Source organism: Pseudomonas sp. CHM02 (genome assembly GCF_000612585.1).
GTDB lineage: Bacteria > Pseudomonadota > Gammaproteobacteria > Pseudomonadales > Pseudomonadaceae > Aquipseudomonas.
In genome coordinates this window covers 141029-158925 of sequence record NZ_JFCA01000001.1, presented here as the reverse complement: position 1 = coordinate 158925, position 17897 = coordinate 141029, and the positions used below count along the sequence as shown (strand labels likewise).

13 protein-coding genes are annotated in these 17897 nt (G+C 61.6%); 6 read left to right on the top strand and 7 right to left on the bottom strand.

All coding sequences use genetic code 11. From position 1 onward, the window contains the following. Nucleotides 1–8: 8 nt before the first annotated feature. The 3 genes from rraA to ppsA all read right to left on the bottom strand — a co-directional run bounded on the left by rraA (nucleotide 9) and on the right by ppsA (nucleotide 4160). Nucleotides 9–500, bottom strand: a complete 492-nt coding sequence (gene rraA / locus BM70_RS0100750; RefSeq protein ID WP_025854227.1) for a ribonuclease E activity regulator RraA — start codon at nucleotides 498–500, stop codon at nucleotides 9–11. A 188-nt stretch (nucleotides 501–688) separates the two neighbouring features. Next, nucleotides 689–1678 carry an alpha/beta fold hydrolase gene (locus BM70_RS0100745; RefSeq protein WP_025854226.1) on the bottom strand — a complete coding sequence of 330 codons (990 nt, stop codon included), beginning with the start codon at nucleotides 1676–1678 and terminating at the stop codon, nucleotides 689–691. A 106-nt stretch (nucleotides 1679–1784) separates the two neighbouring features. Next, nucleotides 1785–4160 (bottom strand): phosphoenolpyruvate synthase, encoded by a 2376-nt coding sequence (gene ppsA / locus BM70_RS0100740; protein ID WP_025854225.1) that lies wholly within the window; start codon nucleotides 4158–4160, stop codon nucleotides 1785–1787. 178 nt (nucleotides 4161–4338) lie between these two features. Between ppsA and BM70_RS0100735 the strand changes: the two genes are divergently transcribed. After that, nucleotides 4339–5157: a pyruvate, water dikinase regulatory protein gene (locus BM70_RS0100735; protein ID WP_003193298.1), complete on the top strand. Its 819-nt coding sequence runs from the start codon at nucleotides 4339–4341 to the stop codon at nucleotides 5155–5157. 76 nt (nucleotides 5158–5233) lie between these two features. On the opposite strand, the gene BM70_RS0100730 is transcribed toward BM70_RS0100735, so the two are convergent. Continuing rightward, nucleotides 5234–6658, bottom strand: coding sequence for a PLP-dependent aminotransferase family protein (locus BM70_RS0100730; RefSeq protein ID WP_025854224.1), 1425 nt, complete (start codon nucleotides 6656–6658; stop codon nucleotides 5234–5236). Nucleotides 6659–6818: 160 nt separating this feature from the next. Between BM70_RS0100730 and BM70_RS0100725 the strand changes: the two genes are divergently transcribed. Genes BM70_RS0100725 through BM70_RS0100705 form a run of 5 tightly spaced genes read left to right on the top strand, consistent with a single transcriptional unit; the run spans nucleotide 6819 to nucleotide 12292 of the window. After that, complete coding sequence (locus BM70_RS0100725) at nucleotides 6819–7712, top strand: DMT family transporter (RefSeq protein WP_177326520.1); 894 nt, start codon at nucleotides 6819–6821, stop codon at nucleotides 7710–7712. A gap of 26 nt (nucleotides 7713–7738) precedes the next feature. Beyond that, nucleotides 7739–9601, top strand: a complete 1863-nt coding sequence (gene moeB / locus BM70_RS0100720) for a molybdopterin-synthase adenylyltransferase MoeB (RefSeq protein ID WP_025854222.1) — start codon at nucleotides 7739–7741, stop codon at nucleotides 9599–9601. A gap of 15 nt (nucleotides 9602–9616) precedes the next feature. After that, a complete protein-coding gene (locus tag BM70_RS0100715; protein WP_025854221.1) occupies nucleotides 9617–10531 on the top strand; it encodes a PLP-dependent cysteine synthase family protein in 915 nt (304 codons plus the stop codon). Between the two features lie 37 nt (nucleotides 10532–10568). Further along, nucleotides 10569–11561, top strand: coding sequence for a serine O-acetyltransferase (locus tag BM70_RS0100710; protein WP_025854220.1), 993 nt, complete (start codon nucleotides 10569–10571; stop codon nucleotides 11559–11561). A 2-nt stretch (nucleotides 11562–11563) separates the two neighbouring features. After that, entirely contained in the window at nucleotides 11564–12292 is a 729-nt protein-coding gene (locus BM70_RS0100705) for an alanyl-tRNA editing protein (RefSeq protein WP_025854219.1), read from the top strand. A 114-nt stretch (nucleotides 12293–12406) separates the two neighbouring features. On the opposite strand, the gene prpD is transcribed toward BM70_RS0100705, so the two are convergent. From prpD to acnD, 3 genes are all read right to left on the bottom strand, one after another. Continuing rightward, complete coding sequence (gene prpD, locus BM70_RS0100700) at nucleotides 12407–13891, bottom strand: 2-methylcitrate dehydratase (protein WP_025854218.1); 1485 nt, start codon at nucleotides 13889–13891, stop codon at nucleotides 12407–12409. Between the two features lie 171 nt (nucleotides 13892–14062). Continuing rightward, a complete protein-coding gene (gene prpF / locus BM70_RS0100695; RefSeq protein ID WP_025854217.1) occupies nucleotides 14063–15253 on the bottom strand; it encodes a 2-methylaconitate cis-trans isomerase PrpF in 1191 nt (396 codons plus the stop codon). Between the two features lie 10 nt (nucleotides 15254–15263). Further along, on the bottom strand, nucleotides 15264–17858 hold the full coding sequence (gene acnD / locus BM70_RS0100690; protein WP_025854216.1) for a Fe/S-dependent 2-methylisocitrate dehydratase AcnD: 2595 nt from the start codon (nucleotides 17856–17858) through the stop codon (nucleotides 15264–15266). Nucleotides 17859–17897: the final 39 nt, after the last annotated feature.

The window sequence follows — 17897 nt, the reverse complement described above, 5'->3', positions numbered from 1 at the left end:
ACAGCAGTTTATTCAGGCATTTTCAGCGCGCTGGGCGACACGATCACGCCGTTGTTGTCGGCGTAGATGTACTCACCCGGGCGGAATGTCACGCCGGCAAACGTGACCACTACGTTCAAGTCGCCAATGCCACGCTTGTCGGTTTTCATCGGGTGGCTGGCCAGGGCCTGCACGCCAAGGTCGGTCTGGGCGATGACGTCCACATCACGGATGCAGCCGTAGATCACCAGGCCTTCCCAGCCGTTTTTCGCGGCTTTCTCGGCGATCATGTCACCCAGCAGCGCGCGGCGCAGGGAACCGCCACCGTCGACCACCAGCACCTTGCCGGCGCCCGGCTGGTCGGCTTGCTCCTTGACCAGGGAGTTATCTTCGAAGCATTTGATGGTGACGATCTCGCCACCGAAGGAATCTCGGCCGCCGAAGTTGCTGAACATCGGCTCGAGCACCTGCACCAGTTCCGGATAGGCGTCGCACAGATCGGGGGTCACGTAATGGTTCATTGAAAAATTCCTTTCTGTCAAAGAAGTGTCTTTCGAAAGAAGCGCCAGCCCAGGCAGGTGCGAAACATCCCATCCGCTTCGCCGCAACGCAATAGCCACTGCGCGACTGAATATGACCAGAAGCGTTTAACGCGTCATATCTTAGCCGCAACCACACACGAGTGAAACGCCCTTGGCAGAGCGCTGCCTCAAACCGTGGCCAACACCTGGGCCCGTGCGCCGAACAAGGGGGTGAGTGGATCGTTCAACCACTGTTCCACCAGTGGCCACACTTCGGCCTGTGCAGCCTTGCTGACGAGCATTTCCACGTGCCCGAAATCCCCGCTGAAACCTTGCTGGCGCCCCAGGCACAGGTACTGCCGGTGCTCGGAACCGACTTGCTCGAACAGCGTGCGGCACGCCCAGTCAGGGTCCTGATCGTCACCGGCGGCACTGACCGCCAACAACGGCACATCGACGTTTGCCAGGCCTTTCCACCAGTCGTTCTTGCCCTCGCCAAAGCGGCCAAACAGGCCATTCCAGCGCATGGCTTCGATCAATACGCCTGCCGGCTCGTCTTCGGGGCCACGCTTGAACCGCGGGCCGGACAGTTCGCCGAAACGCTTCAGGAGCAAGCGGCCGGTCCATTCCACCGGTGGCAGTTTCAATGGCCAGTGGGTGCGGCTGACCTGGCAACCAAACAGCGCCACCGAAGCCACTGCCGGCGCGCCCAGGTGTTGGCCCCCCAGCGCCGCCGCCAAGGCCGTGCCGCCCAGGGAATGGCCGATCCAATGGGGAATCTGCGTACTTTGCTCACGCACGAACGCGCCAATGGCCGGCAAGTCATAGCGCGCATAGTCAGCGACGCGATTGCGGGCGTAGTCATGGTTGCGTTTGGACAAACCATGCCCACGCATTTCCGGGATCCACACATCAAACCCCTGGCGCGCCAGGTAGGCACCCAGGCCGATCCCCTTGGGCGAATACCAGAAGCGCCGGTTGGAAAAACTGCCGTGCAACAGAATAACCGGCATGCCCCGGCTTTCCGGGACATCGGCCAGGCCCAGACGGGTAACGGCCAGCTCGACGGTGCCGTCGGGGCTGTTACCGGGCTTGAGGCGGTACACATCTTCACTCAGGTCGCCACGACGTTCAGCGCTGATCAGGGCGACGGGAAACAGGTTGCTGCTGCTTTGCATAATGCTCTTGCACAAAAAAGGGCGGCGTCCGGAAGGAGTTCCGCCCTGCACAGATAAGAATGCCGGTCACCCTCGACAGGTGACCGGCACTTTTGACGTAACGACCTTAGGCGGACGCTTGGCCTTCCGCCAGGAAGAACCAGGTTTCCAGCACGGAATCGGGGTTCAGCGAGACGCTTTCGATGCCCTGCTCCATCAACCATTTGGCCAGGTCAGGGTGGTCGGAAGGGCCTTGGCCACAGATACCGATGTACTTGCCGGCCTTGTTGCAGGCCTGGATGGCGTTCGCCAGTAACTTCTTGACTGCCGGGTTACGCTCGTCGAACAGGTGCGCAATGATCCCGGAGTCACGGTCCAGGCCCAGGGTCAGCTGGGTCAGGTCGTTGGAGCCGATGGAGAAACCGTCGAAGAACTCCAGGAATTCCTCGGCCAGGATGGCGTTGGACGGCAATTCGCACATCATGATCACGCGCAGGCCGTTTTCGCCACGGGACAGGCCGTTTTCAGCCAACAGGTCGACCACTTGGCTCGCCTCGCCCAAGGTGCGGACGAACGGCACCATGATCTCGACGTTGGTCAGGCCCATCTCGTTGCGCACGCGCTTGAGGGCACGGCATTCGAGCTCGAAGCAATCACGGAACGCTTCGCTGATGTAACGCGAGGCGCCACGGAAGCCCAGCATCGGGTTTTCTTCCTCCGGCTCGTAGAGCTTGCCGCCGATCAGGTTCGCATATTCGTTGGACTTGAAGTCCGACAGACGCACGATGACCTTTTTCGGGTAGAACGCCGCCGCCAGGGTGCTGATGCCTTCCACCAGCTTCTCGACGTAGAACCCTACCGGATCGTTGTAGCCGGCGATGCGCTTGTCGACGCTTTCCTTGATGTCCAGCGGCAGGCCGTCATAGTTCAGCAGGGCCTTGGGGTGCACGCCGATCATGCGGTTGATGATGAACTCCAGACGGGCCAGGCCCACACCGGCGTTCGGCAACTGCGCGAAATCGAAGGCACGGTCCGGGTTGCCGACGTTCATCATGATCTTGAACGGCAGGTCCGGCATGGCATCGATGGAGTTCTGCTTGATGTCGAAGCCCAGCTCGCCTTCGAAGATAAAGCCGGTGTCGCCTTCGGCGCAGGACACCGTCACGCCCTGGCCGTCCTTGAGCAGTTGGGTCGCATTGCCGCAGCCCACGACCGCAGGAATCCCCAGTTCACGGGCGATGATCGCCGCGTGGCAGGTACGTCCGCCACGGTTGGTGACGATGGCGCTGGCGCGTTTCATCACCGGCTCCCAATCCGGGTCGGTCATGTCGGAGACCAGCACATCGCCTGGCTGGACTTTGTCCATTTCGGACACGTCCTTGATGATCCGCACCTTGCCCGCGCCGATGCGCTGGCCAATGGCGCGGCCTTCCACCAGCACGGTGCCGGTTTCTTTCAGCAGGTAGCGCTCCATGACGTTGGCCGAAGTGCGGCTCTTCACGGTTTCCGGACGGGCCTGCACGATGTACAGCTTGCCGTCGTCACCGTCCTTGGCCCACTCGATGTCCATCGGGCACTTGTAGTGCTTTTCGATGATCATCGCCTGCTTGGCCAGCTCGCTGACTTCGGCGTCGGTCAGGCAGAAACGCGCGCGCTCGGCCTTGTCGACTTCAACGGTTTTAACCGAGCGACCGGCCTTGGCCTCGTCGCCGTAGATCATCTTGATCGCCTTGCTGCCCAGATTGCGGCGCAGAATGGCCGGGCGACCCGCTTCGAGGGTGCCCTTGTGTACGTAGAATTCGTCGGGGTTGACCGCGCCCTGTACGACGGTCTCGCCCAGGCCGTAGGCGCCGGTGATAAACACCACGTCACGAAAGCCCGACTCGGTATCGAGAGTGAACATGACGCCGGCGGTGCCGGTTTCCGAACGCACCATGCGCTGCACACCGGCAGACAAGGCCACCAGTTTATGGTCGAACCCCTGGTGCACACGGTAGGAAATCGCACGGTCGTTGAACAGCGAGGCGAAGACTTCCTTGGCCGCGCGGATCACGTTTTCCACGCCGCGGATGTTCAGGAAAGTCTCTTGCTGGCCGGCGAAGGAGGCGTCCGGCAAGTCTTCGGCGGTGGCCGACGAGCGCACGGCGACGGCCATGTCCGGGTTGCCGGCCGACAGGGTGGCGAAGGCGGTGCGGATTTCTTCGTTGAGCTTCTCGGGGAACTCGGCTTCCATGATCCATTGGCGGATCTGGGCACCGGTCTTGGCCAGGGCATTGACGTCATCGACGTCCAGGGCGTCCAGCGCGGCGTGGATCTGAGCGTTGAGGCCGCTCAGTTCGAGGAAATCGCGGTAAGCCTGGGCCGTGGTGGCGAAACCACCGGGCACCGACACACCAGCGCCTGCAAGATTACTGATCATCTCGCCGAGGGATGCGTTCTTGCCCCCCACGTGCTCTACATCATGGACGCCGAGCTTATCGAGGGAAACTACGTACTCTACCAAGGTGATCTCTCCACTTTCTGTGTTGGAAAAGCTCAGGACGCCGGCTGCTCAGTAGGAGCGTTCGCCAGCGCTTGTGGCCTGGACCTGGAAAATAAGTGAGAATGCGGCCCACTGCGGGACGGCAAAATCGCGCCTATCATATCCAAGATTCGCCATCAGCTTAAGGCCCAGGGCTCAAATGAAACGATCTGCTTTCTTTATCTCCGACGGCACCGGCATCACAGCCGAAACACTGGGTCAAAGCCTGCTCGCGCAGTTCGAAAACATTACCTTCGCCAAATTCACGCGGCCCTATATCGACAGCGTGGATAAAGCGCGGGCCATGGTACAACAAATCAATCTGGCGGCAGAAAAAGACGGCTTTCGGCCGATCATTTTCGACACCATCGTCAATCAAGACATTCGTGAGATTCTCGCAACGTCGAATGGTTTCATGATCGACATTTTCTCGACCTTCCTGGCACCGCTGGAGCAGGAGTTGAGTGAACACTCTTCCTATTCGGTCGGAAAGTCCCATTCCATTGGCCATAACTCCAATTATATGGAGCGTATCGAGGCGGTGAACTTCGCCCTCGACAACGACGACGGCGCCCGCACTCATTACTACGACAAGGCCGACCTGATCCTGGTGGGCGTGTCGCGCTGCGGCAAAACGCCCACCTGCCTGTACATGGCCATGCAATTCGGTATCCGCGCAGCCAACTACCCGCTGACCGAGGATGACATGGAGCACCTGACGCTCCCAGCTGCCTTGCGTGCGCATTCGCACAAGCTGTTCGGCTTGACCATTGATCCGGACCGACTGACGGCGATCCGCAATGAGCGCAAGCCCAACAGCCGCTATTCGAGCTATGCCCAGTGCGAGTTCGAGGTGCGTGAAGTAGAAAATCTGTTCCGCCGCGAGAATATTGCGCACATCAATTCCACGCATTTTTCGGTGGAAGAGATTTCGGCGAAGATTCTGGTGGAGAAAGGCGTAGAGCGGCGCTTCAAATAATGCTGTCTGCCTAACCCTTTGTGGTGAGCGAGCTTGCCTCGCGCGGGGCAAGCCCGCTCACCACAAGGGTCAAGGCTTACAGGTGGAATCTGCCCCCGCCCTGCCCCAGCGCGGTCGCTAGCGCATCAAACCCGGCCCGCAACAACTGATCATCCCCCGACGTATTGCAGATACTCGCCCGAATGAACTGCGGAACCGCCGTCTGCCCCACGGCAAAGGCTTCGGCGGTGGCGATCAGGTAATTGTTCTGCTTGAGCTCCGCCTCGATCTCCGACGCGCGCCACGGCTCCGGCACTTCGATCCAGAAATGCGGGCTGTTGAGATGAGTGCGGTATTCCAGCCCCGTCAGCAGGTCGCGCACCAGGGCCTTGCGTCGACTGATCTCATTGATCTGCTGGCGCAGCAGATACTCCGCCGTACCGTTCTCGATCCACTGGGTGGCCAGCTCAAGGGTGACGGGCGTGGCCATCCAGCATGTCGAACGCAAGGCCGCCGAGATACGGCTGACCAGCGCGGGTGGCGCATGCACATAGCCCACGCGCAGCCCGGCAGACACCGCTTTGCTCAGGCTGCTGATCAAAATCGTGCGCTCAGGGGCGAAATGGCTGAGAGGCGGCGGCCGGTCTTCCACCAGTACACCGTGGGCTTCATCCTCAAGAATCAGCAGGTTGTGTTCGCGACACACTTTGACCAGCGCTTCGCGACGCGCCACCGAGAGCACCGCGGTGGTCGGGTTCTGGATCGTCGGCGTGCAATACAGCGCTGAAATCCGGTGATTACGACAGACTTCGTCCAGCGCGCTCGGCAGCACGCCTTCTTCGTCCATTTCCAGGCCGATCAGGCGGATGCCCAGCATGCGCGCAGCCGTAATGAGGCCAGGGTAAGTCAGTTGCTCGGTGACCACCGTATCGCCCGCCCGCAACAGCGCCATCATCGCGCACAGCAAGCCGTGCTGGCCGCCATTGACGCAGATGACCTGCTCGGGAATCGGATGAAAGTCGCGCTGCACCAGCCATTGCGCGCCTGCTTCGCGATAGCGCGGCAGGCCGGCGTCCGGGGTGTAGGCACTGATGTCCTGGAGAAACTTGGCGTTGGTCGACAGGGTTTGGAAGCTCTGGGCCAGGAACACCGTCTCCTGCCCCGGGATATGCATGTTTCGGCTCATGTCGAAGTATTGGCGCGGCTCTTCGCTGAAGTTGCGAAAACCCTCATCGCGCTGGCGCTCCATCCCACGCTTGCGCACGAAAGTGCCATCACCGACCCGCGCCACGACCAACCCCAGGCGTTCCAGCTCGCCGTAGGCCCGGCTGATGGTGCCGATCGTCACACCCAGGTTGTCGGAAAGCACCCGATGGGGCGGCAGTTTTCTTCCCGGTTCAATCAAGCCTTCGAGGATGCCCCGTTCCATGACATCGGACAGGCGCTTGTACTTCACGCCCTGCCCGTTGGACAACCCCTCACGCATAATTGACACCATGTCAATATTTGTTTTGACAGCCATCTTTCGCCCTAATAGTGTGCTTTTACGGGTTCAATCGCCGAATTTTACAACTCATTACAAGCTCAATATAGAGTTCAATTCCGGCTCAGGGAAGCAATAAACGATGCCAATGTCCGCCGTTCTCGAAAACACCGCCAAGACAAAAACCCAAAAACAGTGGTTGGCCGGGCTGGTCACCAGCGTGATGTTCCTGATCGTGTGCCTGAGTTGGGGCACCACCTGGCTGGGGATCAAGATTGCCGTGGAGAGCGTGCCGCCACTGACGTCCGCGGGCCTGCGCTTTCTCATCGCCTTCCCGCTGTTCCTGTGCTTTGCCATGGTGCGCCGCGAGCCGATCCTGTTTCCCCGTGAGAGCCGCTGGTTCTTCGTGTTCGTGACCCTGTCCTACTTCAGCGTGCCCTACTACCTGCTCAACTACGGCGAGATGCATGTTTCGTCCGGCCTGACCGCACTGCTGTTCAGTTGCATGCCAGTGTTCATCCTGATTTTCTCCGCGCTGTTCCTGCGCGAACGCATCTACTTTTCCCAGGTGGTCGGCATCGGTATCGGCTTCGGCAGCCTTTACATGATCATCAAGAGCCAGGGCCTGCACCTGGATCACGCCGAGTTTTTCGGGGTATTGGCCATTCTGACCGCCGCGATCATGCACGCCTTGTGCTATGTCATTACCAAGCAGAAAGGCAGCGCCATCAGCGTGATCACCTACAACACCCTGCCCATCGGCATTGCCGGGCTGATGCTGTTCGTCGCCGGGCTGTGGTTTGAAGCGCCGACCTTCGACGCCATCACCCTGCGTTCCTGGGGCGCACTGTTCTACCTCGGACTGGTGGCCTCGGTAGGCGGGTTCATCGTGTACTTCATGCTGCTCAAGCGCTTGAGCCCGATCATCCTGTCATTCGTGTTCATCATCTTCCCTGTATTCGCGGTCATCATCGGCGCCTGGTACGAAGGCGTGTCGATTTCCCGCGACCTGATGCTGTACTCGGCCATCCTGCTCGCCGGCTTTGCGATCACCAAGTTGCCGGTCGAAAAACTCCTGGCCAAGAAAAATTGACCCCTTCAAAGCAACGCGAGAGCCACATGGACGTCCTCCGCCCCACCGCCCTGGAACAGATCTACGCCCACGCCAACCGCAGCTACCCCGAGGAGTGCTGTGGTTTTGTCTTCGCCGACGGCAGTGTGTATCTGGGCAGCAACATCCAGAACGAGCTGAACCGCAAGAACCCCGAGATGTACCCACGCAGCGCGGCCAACGGCTACACATTCTCGGTGGCCGACACCCTGCTGATGAACAAGGCATTTCGCAGCGACAACCCGGTGGTGGTGATCTACCACTCCCACCCGGATGTCGGTGCCTACTTCAGCGACGAAGACCAGGACAAGGCGTTGTTCATGGGCGAGCCGATCTACCCCGTCAGCTATCTGGTGGTAGACGTTCGCCAAGGCCAGGCCCTGGGTTCCAAGCTGTTTGCCTGGGATGGCAAGCATTTCGCCCTTCAACCTTTCAACGACCTGCACACGGAGTTGTCCATGAACGCTGTCTCTTTCCCCGACATTCTGGTTCGCGTGGCCAAGCTGCCGGAATCGACCCTCGAGGGCACCGGATCGACATTGCGCGAAGTCATTGAAAACCTCTGCAGCAGCCACCCGCAGTTGCGCCCGCACCTGTTCCACGAGAAGAACAACCAGCTCAAGGAACACTTTCTGTTTACGGCCGAAGAAGCACTGATCGACGCCGACGAGCCTTTGCCGCAAAAAGCCAGAATCGAAGTCCTGCTCGCCACGTCCGGCGGCATGGATGTCGATGCACTGAGCAACGAAGAAGTACAACGCTACGTACGCCATATCACCCTGCCCGGCGTCGGTCGCGAAGGCCAGTTGAACCTCAAGAAAGCCAAGGTGCTGATCATTGGCACCGGCGGCCTCGGCTCGCCCATCAGCCTGTACCTGGCCGCCGCCGGCATCGGCACCCTGGGGCTGGTGGACTTCGACGTGGTGGAGAGCAGCAACCTGCAACGTCAGATCGTCCACGGCAACAGCACGCTGGGCATGCCAAAAGTGGAGTCCGCCAAACAGCGCCTGCAAGACCTCAACAGTCATATCCAGATCAACGCCCACGACACAGCCCTGAATGCCGACAACGCCTTGGAATTGGTGGGCGCCTACGACCTGGTGATCGACGGCACCGACAATTTCGACACACGCTATCTGGTCAACGATGCCTGCGTACAACTGGGCAAACCCCTGGTGTACGGCGCCATCTACCGCTTCGACGGGCAGATCAGCGTGCTCAACTATCAAGGCGGGCCGTGCTACCGCTGCCTGTTCCCCAGCGCGCCGCCCGCCGAACTGGCCCCCAATTGCAGCGCGGGTGGTGTGATCGGCGTGTTGCCCGGTGTGGTCGGGATGATTCAGGCCACCGAGGCCATCAAGCTGCTGATTGGCATCGGCGAACCGTTGTCCGGCCGCTTGATGCGTTTCGATGCATTGGCGATGAAGTTCAGCGAGATCCGCTTCAAGCGCCGCGCCGATTGCCCCTGCTGCTCCGAGGCGCGCCACAGCGAAACCCTGGCGCCCACCGTCTGCGCGGATGCCCTGCCCAGCCGGCCGTCCCTGGCCGAAGAGCGCTACATCAAGCCTCGCGTGCTCAAGCAGGTACTCGAACACCACAGCAGCGCCGACGTGCTGCTGGACGTGCGCGATGCCAGCGAACTGGAGGTGTGCAAGCTGCCGGGCGTGGTGCATATCCCCCTGGCGGAACTCGACGGCCACCTCGACAGCCTCAGCCGCGACAACACCCACTACTTGATCTGCTACGCCGGTACCCGCGCCGAGCAAGCCGCCAGTACTTTGCTGGCCGCCGGTTTCGCCAACACCAAAGTCCTGCAGGGCGGCATGAAGCATTGGGTGCGCGACGTCGAACCCGACATGCCTTTGTATTGAGCCGAGGGCTGAATGATGTTGCATAACTCCATTCTCGACGTGATCGGCCAAACGCCGATCGTGCGCCTGGCGCAGTTTTCCGAAGACCTCGGCATTGAGGTCTACGCCAAGCTCGAATCCCTCAACCCCGGCGGCAGCCACAAGGCGCGCATCGCCTTGGGCATGATCCTCGATGCCGAACGCCGGGGCGTGCTGATCCGTGATTCCGGGCAAACCATCATCGAGCCCAGCGGCGGCAATACCGGTATCGGCCTGGTCATGGCCGGCAATGTGCTGGGCTACAAAGTGGTGCTGGTGATCCCCGACAACTACAGCCCCGAAAAGCAGAAGTTGCTGCGCCTGTATGGCGCCAAGGTGGTGCTGTCGGACAGTCGTCTGGGCAACAATTCCCATGGCGAAAAGTGCATGGAGTTGCAGTTGGAAAACCCCAGCTACGTGATGCTCAACCAGCAGCGCAATGGCGCCAACCCGCAAACCCACCGTGACACCACCGCACCGGAAATCCTTCGCGCCTTCGGCAAGCAACGGGTGGATTACTTTGTCAGCGGCATCGGCACCGGCGGGCATATCACCGGCATCGGCGAAACCCTGAAAGCCGCCTGGCCAGGCTTGCGCGTCATGGGCGTGGAACCGGAAGAATGCGACCTGCTGAAAAACCAGCACGCGCCGCATCATATCCAGGGTCTGTCGATCGGCTTGATCCCGAGCATCCTCAACCTGGACGTGATCGACGGCATGCTCAAGGTCTCGCGCCTGGCCTGCATCGACATGATGAAACGCATCATGCGTACCGACGCCATCAGCCTGGGTTTGTCTTCCGCAGCGAACATGGTCGCCATCGCCCAACTCGCCCCCGAACTGCCGCCCGAAACGGTGGTGTTGACCATGGTCTACGACAATGCCGACAGCTACCTGCCCTGTTTCGAATAAGCGGTTTTCCATCCAACCAGACTACGGGGGTGCCTTCATGGGCAGCTTTATCGACATGCAACAGTTGCACGATGAATTGCTCACTCACCTCATCAAGACCCTCACGCCCGCGCAGATGAAGCAGTTGGAACCGCACCTGGCACCGCTGATCCAGAATGCCGCCCAGGCGGTGGCCGAAGACCTGATCGCCTACGCCTACCGCGACCCCGCATCACGCGGGCGCGGCGAATTGATCCTGGAGTCCTACGCCTCGTTCAAGGCGGTGCTGTACTACCGGCTGGCGCATCTGGTGTGGAATTTTCCCGACCAGACCAACGGGACTTTCTCCCGCATCGCCCTCAAGTTGAGCAACCAGGGCAAGGTGCTTTCCGGGGCCGAGATCCACCCGGCGGCGCGTATCGGGCGGCGCTTTGTGCTGGACCACGGCTACGGCACGGTGATCGGTGAAACCTGCGAGATCGGCAATGACTGCTACATCCTCTGCGGCGTGACCCTGGGCGCCCGCGGTATCGCCAACAACCCCGACGGCAAGCGCCACCCGCGCCTGGGCAACAACGTCGAGGTCGGCTCCGGCGCCCGCGTGCTCGGCTATGTGCTGATCGGCGACAACGTGTTTATCAGCCCATCCTGCGTAATCACCCAGGATGTACCCGCCGGCACCAAGGTGAAGGTGGTGAATCAGATCCAGCTACAAAAAAATGACGAGTCGGATCACAGCAACTACCTCGGTGCTTTCGCCCTGAATGAGCGTTTGCACGTGGTGGGCGAGGTCAATATCAGCCATAAGGTCACGGTGCTGGATGCCGACTTCCACCCCCTGCCCGGCCTGCTGCTGGAGCCCACGGTGAAGGAGCGTCACCACCTGCAGTTTCGCCTGCACCGCGTCGAGTCAGGCAACCCGCTGCCGCGCCTGCCGCTGAACCTGAAAGTCTGCGGCCCGGAATTTGAAATCACCCTGCTTTCCCCCCCTGGCTTGAGTGCGATGGTGCGTTCCTTGTTGCAAGCCAGCCCACTGATCGTCGGAGGTTGAACATGTCCGTGCATACCATGGAAACCCTGGCGCTGTTCGACAGCGCGCCCTACCAGAACGCCTTCAGCGCCCGGGTGATTGCCGTCAGCGAACACGGCATCGCCCTGGAACACACGCTGTTCTACCCCACTGGCGGCGGGCAGCCGGGAGACACCGGCCACCTCACCCTGGCCGACGGTACGCGCATCGAAGTGACGGGCACGGTGCGCGACCCGGTGTTACGTTCCATCATCTGGCACCAGGTGGAACACTGCCCCGCGCAATTGACCGCTGGCGTGCAGGTGGACGCCGGACTCGATTGGGACCGGCGCTACCAGCACATGAAGATGCACACCTGCCTGCACCTGCTGTGCTCGATCATCGACGCCCCCGTGACGGGATGCAGCATCAGTGCGGACAAAGGCCGCCTGGATTTCGACCTGCCGGAAATGACCCTCGACAAAGACAGCATCACCCGCGACCTCAATGCGTTGATCGAGCAGGCCCATCCGGTGAAAACCCTGTCGATGCCGGCAACGGAGTATTCCACCCTGCTGCAGATCACCCGCACGCAGGCGGTAGCGCCGCCGGTGATCCAGGGTTCGGTGCGGGTGATTGAAATTGCCGGGATCGATATCCAGCCATGCGGAGGCACCCATGTGATCAACACCGAAGAAATCGGCCGGGTGTTCTGCGAGAAGATCGAGAAGAAGAGCAAGCACAACCGCCGAGTGATCCTGCGGTTTGAGTGAACACGATTCAATGTGGGAGCTGGCTTGCCTGCGATGCAGGCAACTCGGTGCCTCAGGCAAACCGAGGTGATGCTATCGCAGGCAAGCCAGCTCCCACATTGACCCTGTAACGGCTTAGATCACGAACAGGTCCACAAACCGATTGACAGGGGTGGCCTCAAGCCGTGCCTGGTCCTTGCACAACGCAAAAATCTCGGCACTGCGCTGCGCGGTAAACCGTGTGGCCAGGTTGGCCTTGAACTTGTCTTCCAGCAATGGAATGCCGTCCACCCGGCGGCGGCGATGGCCGATCGGGTACTCCACCGCCACCTGCTCGGTGCTACTGCCGTCCTTGAAAAACACCTGCACGGCGTTGGCAATGGAGCGCTTGTCGGCCTCCAGGTATTCACGGCTGTAGCGTGGGTCTTCGACGATGACCATCTTGTCTCGCAGTTCGTCGATGATCGGATGCGTGGCGTGGAACTCATCTTCGTATTGCTCGGCCACCAGATTGCCGAACGCCAACGGCACGGCGGTCATGTATTGCAGGCAATGGTCGCGGTCGGCCGCGTTGGCCAACTGGCCGACCTTGGAGATGATGCGAATCGCCGACTCATGGGTGGTGATCACAATGCGCTCGATTTCATGCAGACGCTCCTTCACCAACGGGTGCAACGTCACAGCGGCTTCGCAGGCAGTTTGCGCGTGGAACTCGGCGGGGAAGCTGATCTTGAACAGCACGTTTTCCATCACATACGTGCCGTAGGGCTGGGACAGGCTGAACGCGCGCTTGTCCTGCGGCTTGAGCGCCAGGTCCTTGTTGGTGTGGCTGAACAGCACGTCATAGACCCCCCATTGAGGCGCGCTCAATACCCCAGGAATGCCCATCTCGCCGCGCAAGGCGATATCCGCCAGGCGTACGCCTCGACTCGACGCATCCCCCGCTGCCCAGGATTTGCGTGAACCGGCATTCGGCGCATGCCGATAAGTGCGCAACGCCTGCCCATCGACGAACGCATGGGACAAGGCCGCCAGCAGTTGCTCGCGGTTGGCGCCCATCAGTTTGGCGGTCACCGCCGTGGAGGCGACTTTCACCAACAGCACATGGTCGAGGCCAACACGGTTGAAGGAGTTTTCCAGGGCAATCACACCCTGGATTTCGTGGGCCATGATCATCGCTTCCAGCACCGCACGCACGGTCAACGGCGCATCGCCATTGGCCACGCGTTTTTGCGACAGGTGATCGGCCACGGCGAGGATGCCGCCAAGGTTATCCGAGGGATGGCCCCATTCGGCGGCGAGCCAGGTGTCGTTGTAGTCGAGCCAACGCACGATACAACCGATGTCCCACGCGGCCTTGACCGGATCCAGCCGGAACGACGTACCCGGCACCCGTGCGCCAAACGGCACCACCGTGCCCTCGACGATCGGCCCCAGGTGCTTGGTGCACTCGGGGAAACGCAGGGCCAGCAGGCCACAGCCCAAGGTGTCCATCAGGCAATTGCGGGCGGTGCCCAGTGCGTCCTGGGAATCGATCCGGTAAGTGAGGACATAGTCGGCGATGTCCTGCAGGACCTGGTCATAGTCGGGACGGTTGTTCTGGTCGACGTTGGCGCTCATGGCAGTACTCCAAAGTGGGTTAGGTTGTTCCATCCTCAGGGTCAGGGTTGATGTGTCGCGGAGGGTCTGATTGCCCACCTTTTGTGTAGGAGCCGGCTTGCCGACGATGGGGCCCTTGAGGCTTGTGCCCCGTTCAAGGCCGCCATCGCCGGCAAGCCAGCTCCTACAGGGTTAAAATGCGTCGCCCGGGACGCGCACGAAGCCTTCCATCAGCACTCGCGCGCTGCGGCTCATGATGGCTTTCTTCACCACCCATTCGCCGTTTACCTGGGTGGCTTCTGCGCCCACACGCAAGGTGCCGGACGGGTGCCCGAAGCGCACCGCATTGCGCTCGATACCGCCCGCCGCCAGGTTGACCAAAGTCCCGGAAATCGCCGCCGCCGTGCCGATCGCCACCGCCGCCGTGCCCATCATCGCGTGGTGCAACTTGCCCATGGACAGCGCACGCACCAGCAGGTCCACATCACCCGCCTTGATCGCCTTGCCACTGGACGCCACGTAATCCGCAGGCTTGGCCACGAACGCCACTTTCGGCGTGTGCTGGCGCTGGGCGGCTTCGTCCAGGTGCTTGATCAGGCCCATGCGCAAGGCGCCGTGGGCCCGCACGGTCTCGAACATCGCCAAGGCCTTGGGGTCGCCGTTGATCGCGCCTTGCAGCTCGGTGCCGGTGTAACCGAGGTCTTCGGCGTTGATGAAAATCGTCGGGATGCCGGCGTTGATCAGCGTGGCCTTGAAGGTGCCGACGCCGGGCACTTCCAGATCGTCGACCAGGTTGCCGGTGGGGAACATCGAGCCGCCACCGCCCTCTTCTTCTGCCGCCGGGTCCATGAATTCCAACTGCACTTCGGCGGCCGGGAAGGTCACGCCGTCGAGTTCAAAGTCGCCGGTTTCCTGCACCGCACCGTCGGTGATCGGCACGTGGGCGATGATGGTCTTGCCGATATTGGCCTGCCACACCCGCACCACGGCCACGCCGTTGTGGGGCACACGGGCCGGGTCGACCAGGCCGGCGCTGATGGCAAAGGAACCGACCGCCGCCGACAGGTTGCCGCAGTTGCCGCTCCAGTCGACAAACGGCTTGTCGATGGAAACCTGGCCAAACAGGTAGTCCACGTCGTGATCGGCGCGGGTACTCTTAGCCAGGATCACGGTTTTGCTGGTGCTCGATGTGGCGCCACCCATGCCGTCGATTTGCTTGTCGTAGGGATCGGGGCTGCCGATCACCCGCAACAGCAAGGCGTCGCGTGCGGCACCCGGTACCTGCGCCGACACGGGCAGGTCCTTGAGGCTGAAAAATACGCCCTTGCTGGTGCCGCCACGCATGTAGGTGGCGGGGATCTTGATTTGCGCTACGTGTGCCATGGTTACCCCCTCAGGCCGTCGCCGCCGATTCCAGGAAGTCCTGGGCAAAACGTTGCAACACGCCACCCGCCTCATAGATCGACACTTCTTCGGCGGTGTCCAGGCGGCAGGTCACCGGCACTTCGACACGTTCGCCGTTCTTGCGGTTGATCACCAGGGTCAACTGCGCACGCGGGGTGCGCGCACCGACCACGTCGTAGGTTTCGCTGCCATCGATCTGCAGCGTGTGGCGGTCGGTGCCGGGCAGGAACTCCAGCGGCAGCACGCCCATGCCCACCAGGTTGGTACGGTGGATACGCTCGAAACCTTCGGCGGCAATCGCTTCCACGCCGGCCAGGCGCACGCCTTTGGCCGCCCAGTCGCGGGACGAGCCTTGGCCGTAGTCGGCGCCGGCAATGATGATCAACGGCTGCTTGCGCTCCATGTAGGTCTCGATGGCTTCCCACATCCGCGTGACCTGGCCTTCGGGCTCGATCCGCGCCAGGGAACCCTGCTTGACCTTGCCGTTCTCAACCACCATTTCGTTGAACAGTTTCGGGTTGGCGAAGGTCGCGCGCTGCGCCGTCAGGTGGTCGCCGCGGTGCGTCGCATACGAGTTGAAGTCAACTTCCGGCAAGCCCATTTTCGCCAGGTATTCACCGGCAGCACTGTCGAGCATGATCGCGTTGGACGGCGACAGGTGGTCGGTGGTGATGTTGTCCGGCAGCACCGCCAGCGGGCGCATGCCCTTGAGCGGACGTGCACCGGCCAGCGCGCCTTCCCAATACGGCGGACGGCGGATGTAGGTGCTTTGCGGGCGCCAGTCGTACAGCGGCGCGACTTTCGGGCCGGTGTCTTCGTGAATCGCGAACATCGGGATATACACCGCGCGGAACTGCTCGGGCTTCACGGAAGCCTTGACCACCGCATCGATCTCTTCATCACTCGGCCAGATGTCCTGCAGGCGGATTTCCTTGCCGTTGGCATCGAGGCCGAGCACGTCTTTCTCGATGTCGAAACGGATGGTGCCGGCAATTGCATAGGCCACGACCAATGGTGGCGAAGCCAGGAAGGCTTGCTTGGCATACGGGTGAATACGCCCGTCGAAGTTGCGGTTGCCCGAGAGCACGGCGGTGGCGTACAGGTCGCGGTCGATGATTTCCTGCTGGATCACCGGGTCCAACGCACCGGACATGCCGTTGCAGGTGGTGCAGGCGAAGGCCACCACGCCGAAACCGAGTTTCTCCAACTCGTGGCCCAGGCCCGCTTCTTCGAGGTACATGGCCACGGTTTTCGAACCGGGTGCCAGGGACGATTTGACCCATGGCTTGCGGGTCAGCCCCAGCTTGTTGGCATTGCGCGCCAGCAGGCCTGCGGCAATCACGTTGCGCGGGTTGCTGGTGTTGGTGCAACTGGTGATGGCCGCGATGATCACCGCGCCGTCGGGCATTTGCCCCGGCACGTCATCCCACTGGCCGCAGATGCCTTTGGAGGCGAGGTCGCTGGTGGCCACGCGGGCATGCGGGTTGCTCGGGCCGGCCATGTTGCGCACGACGCTGGACAGGTCGAAGGTGAGGCCGCGCTCGTATTGCGCGCCCTTGAGGTCATCGGCCCACAAGCCGGTGTGACGAGCATATTGCTCCACCAGGGTGACTTGTTCGTCTTCGCGACCGGTGAGCTTCAGGTAGGCGATGGTCTGCTGGTCGATGTAGAACATCGCCGCGGTGGCGCCGTATTCCGGGGCCATGTTGGAGATGGTCGCACGGTCGCCCAGCGTGAGTGCCGAGGCGCCTTCGCCGAAGAATTCCAGCCAGGCGCCGACCACTTTCTGTTTACGCAGGAACTCGGTCAGCGCCAGCACCATGTCGGTGGCGGTGATGCCCGGTTGCAGCTTGCCCGTCAGCTCCACGCCGACGCTTTCCGGCAGGCGCATCCATGAGGCGCGGCCGAGCATCACGCTCTCGGCTTCCAGGCCCCCGACGCCGATGGCGATCACGCCGAGGGCATCCACGTGGGGAGTATGGCTGTCGGTGCCGACGCAGGTGTCCGGGAAGGCCACGCCGTCGCGCACCTGGATCACCGGGGACATTTTCTCCAGGTTGATCTGGTGCATGATGCCGTTGCCGGGCGGGATCACGTCGACGTTCTTGAAGGCCTTTTTGGTCCACTCGATAAAGTGAAAGCGGTCTTCGTTGCGACGGTCTTCAATGGCCCGGTTCTTCTCGAACGCGTCCGGGTCAAAACCACCGGCTTCGACGGCCAGGGAGTGGTCGACGATCAGTTGGGTCGGCACCACGGGGTTGACCTGAGCCGGGTCACCGCCTTGCAGGGCGATGGCATCGCGCAGGCCGGCGAGGTCGACCAGCGCGGTCTGGCCGAGGATGTCGTGGCAGACCACACGGGCCGGGAACCAGGGGAAGTCGAGGTCGCGCTTGCGTTCGATCAACTGGCTCAGCGACGCGTTGAGGGTGGCCGGGTCACAGCGACGCACCAGGTTTTCCGCGAGCACGCGGGAGGTGTAGGGCAAGGTGGCGTAGGCGCCGGGGGTGATTGCCTCGACGGCCGCACGGGCGTCAAAGAAATCGAGGCGGCTGCCGGGGAGCGGTTTGCGAAATTCAGTGTTCATCGTCAGGACTCGGTCACGGTAGGTTTCAGGGCTGCCCCT

Coding starts and splice junctions, on each gene's coding strand:
- rraA (WP_025854227.1), bottom strand. CDS start 500: ATGAACCATTACGTGACCCCCGATCTGTGCGACGCCTATCCGGAACTG.
- BM70_RS0100745 (WP_025854226.1), bottom strand. CDS start 1,678: ATGCAAAGCAGCAGCAACCTGTTTCCCGTCGCCCTGATCAGCGCTGAA.
- BM70_RS0100735 (WP_003193298.1), top strand. CDS start 4,339: ATGAAACGATCTGCTTTCTTTATCTCCGACGGCACCGGCATCACAGCC.
- BM70_RS0100730 (WP_025854224.1), bottom strand. CDS start 6,658: ATGGCTGTCAAAACAAATATTGACATGGTGTCAATTATGCGTGAGGGG.
- moeB (WP_025854222.1), top strand. CDS start 7,739: ATGGACGTCCTCCGCCCCACCGCCCTGGAACAGATCTACGCCCACGCC.
- BM70_RS0100715 (WP_025854221.1), top strand. CDS start 9,617: ATGTTGCATAACTCCATTCTCGACGTGATCGGCCAAACGCCGATCGTG.
- BM70_RS0100710 (WP_025854220.1), top strand. CDS start 10,569: ATGGGCAGCTTTATCGACATGCAACAGTTGCACGATGAATTGCTCACT.
- BM70_RS0100705 (WP_025854219.1), top strand. CDS start 11,564: ATGTCCGTGCATACCATGGAAACCCTGGCGCTGTTCGACAGCGCGCCC.
- prpD (WP_025854218.1), bottom strand. CDS start 13,891: ATGAGCGCCAACGTCGACCAGAACAACCGTCCCGACTATGACCAGGTC.
- prpF (WP_025854217.1), bottom strand. CDS start 15,253: ATGGCACACGTAGCGCAAATCAAGATCCCCGCCACCTACATGCGTGGC.
- acnD (WP_025854216.1), bottom strand. CDS start 17,858: ATGAACACTGAATTTCGCAAACCGCTCCCCGGCAGCCGCCTCGATTTC.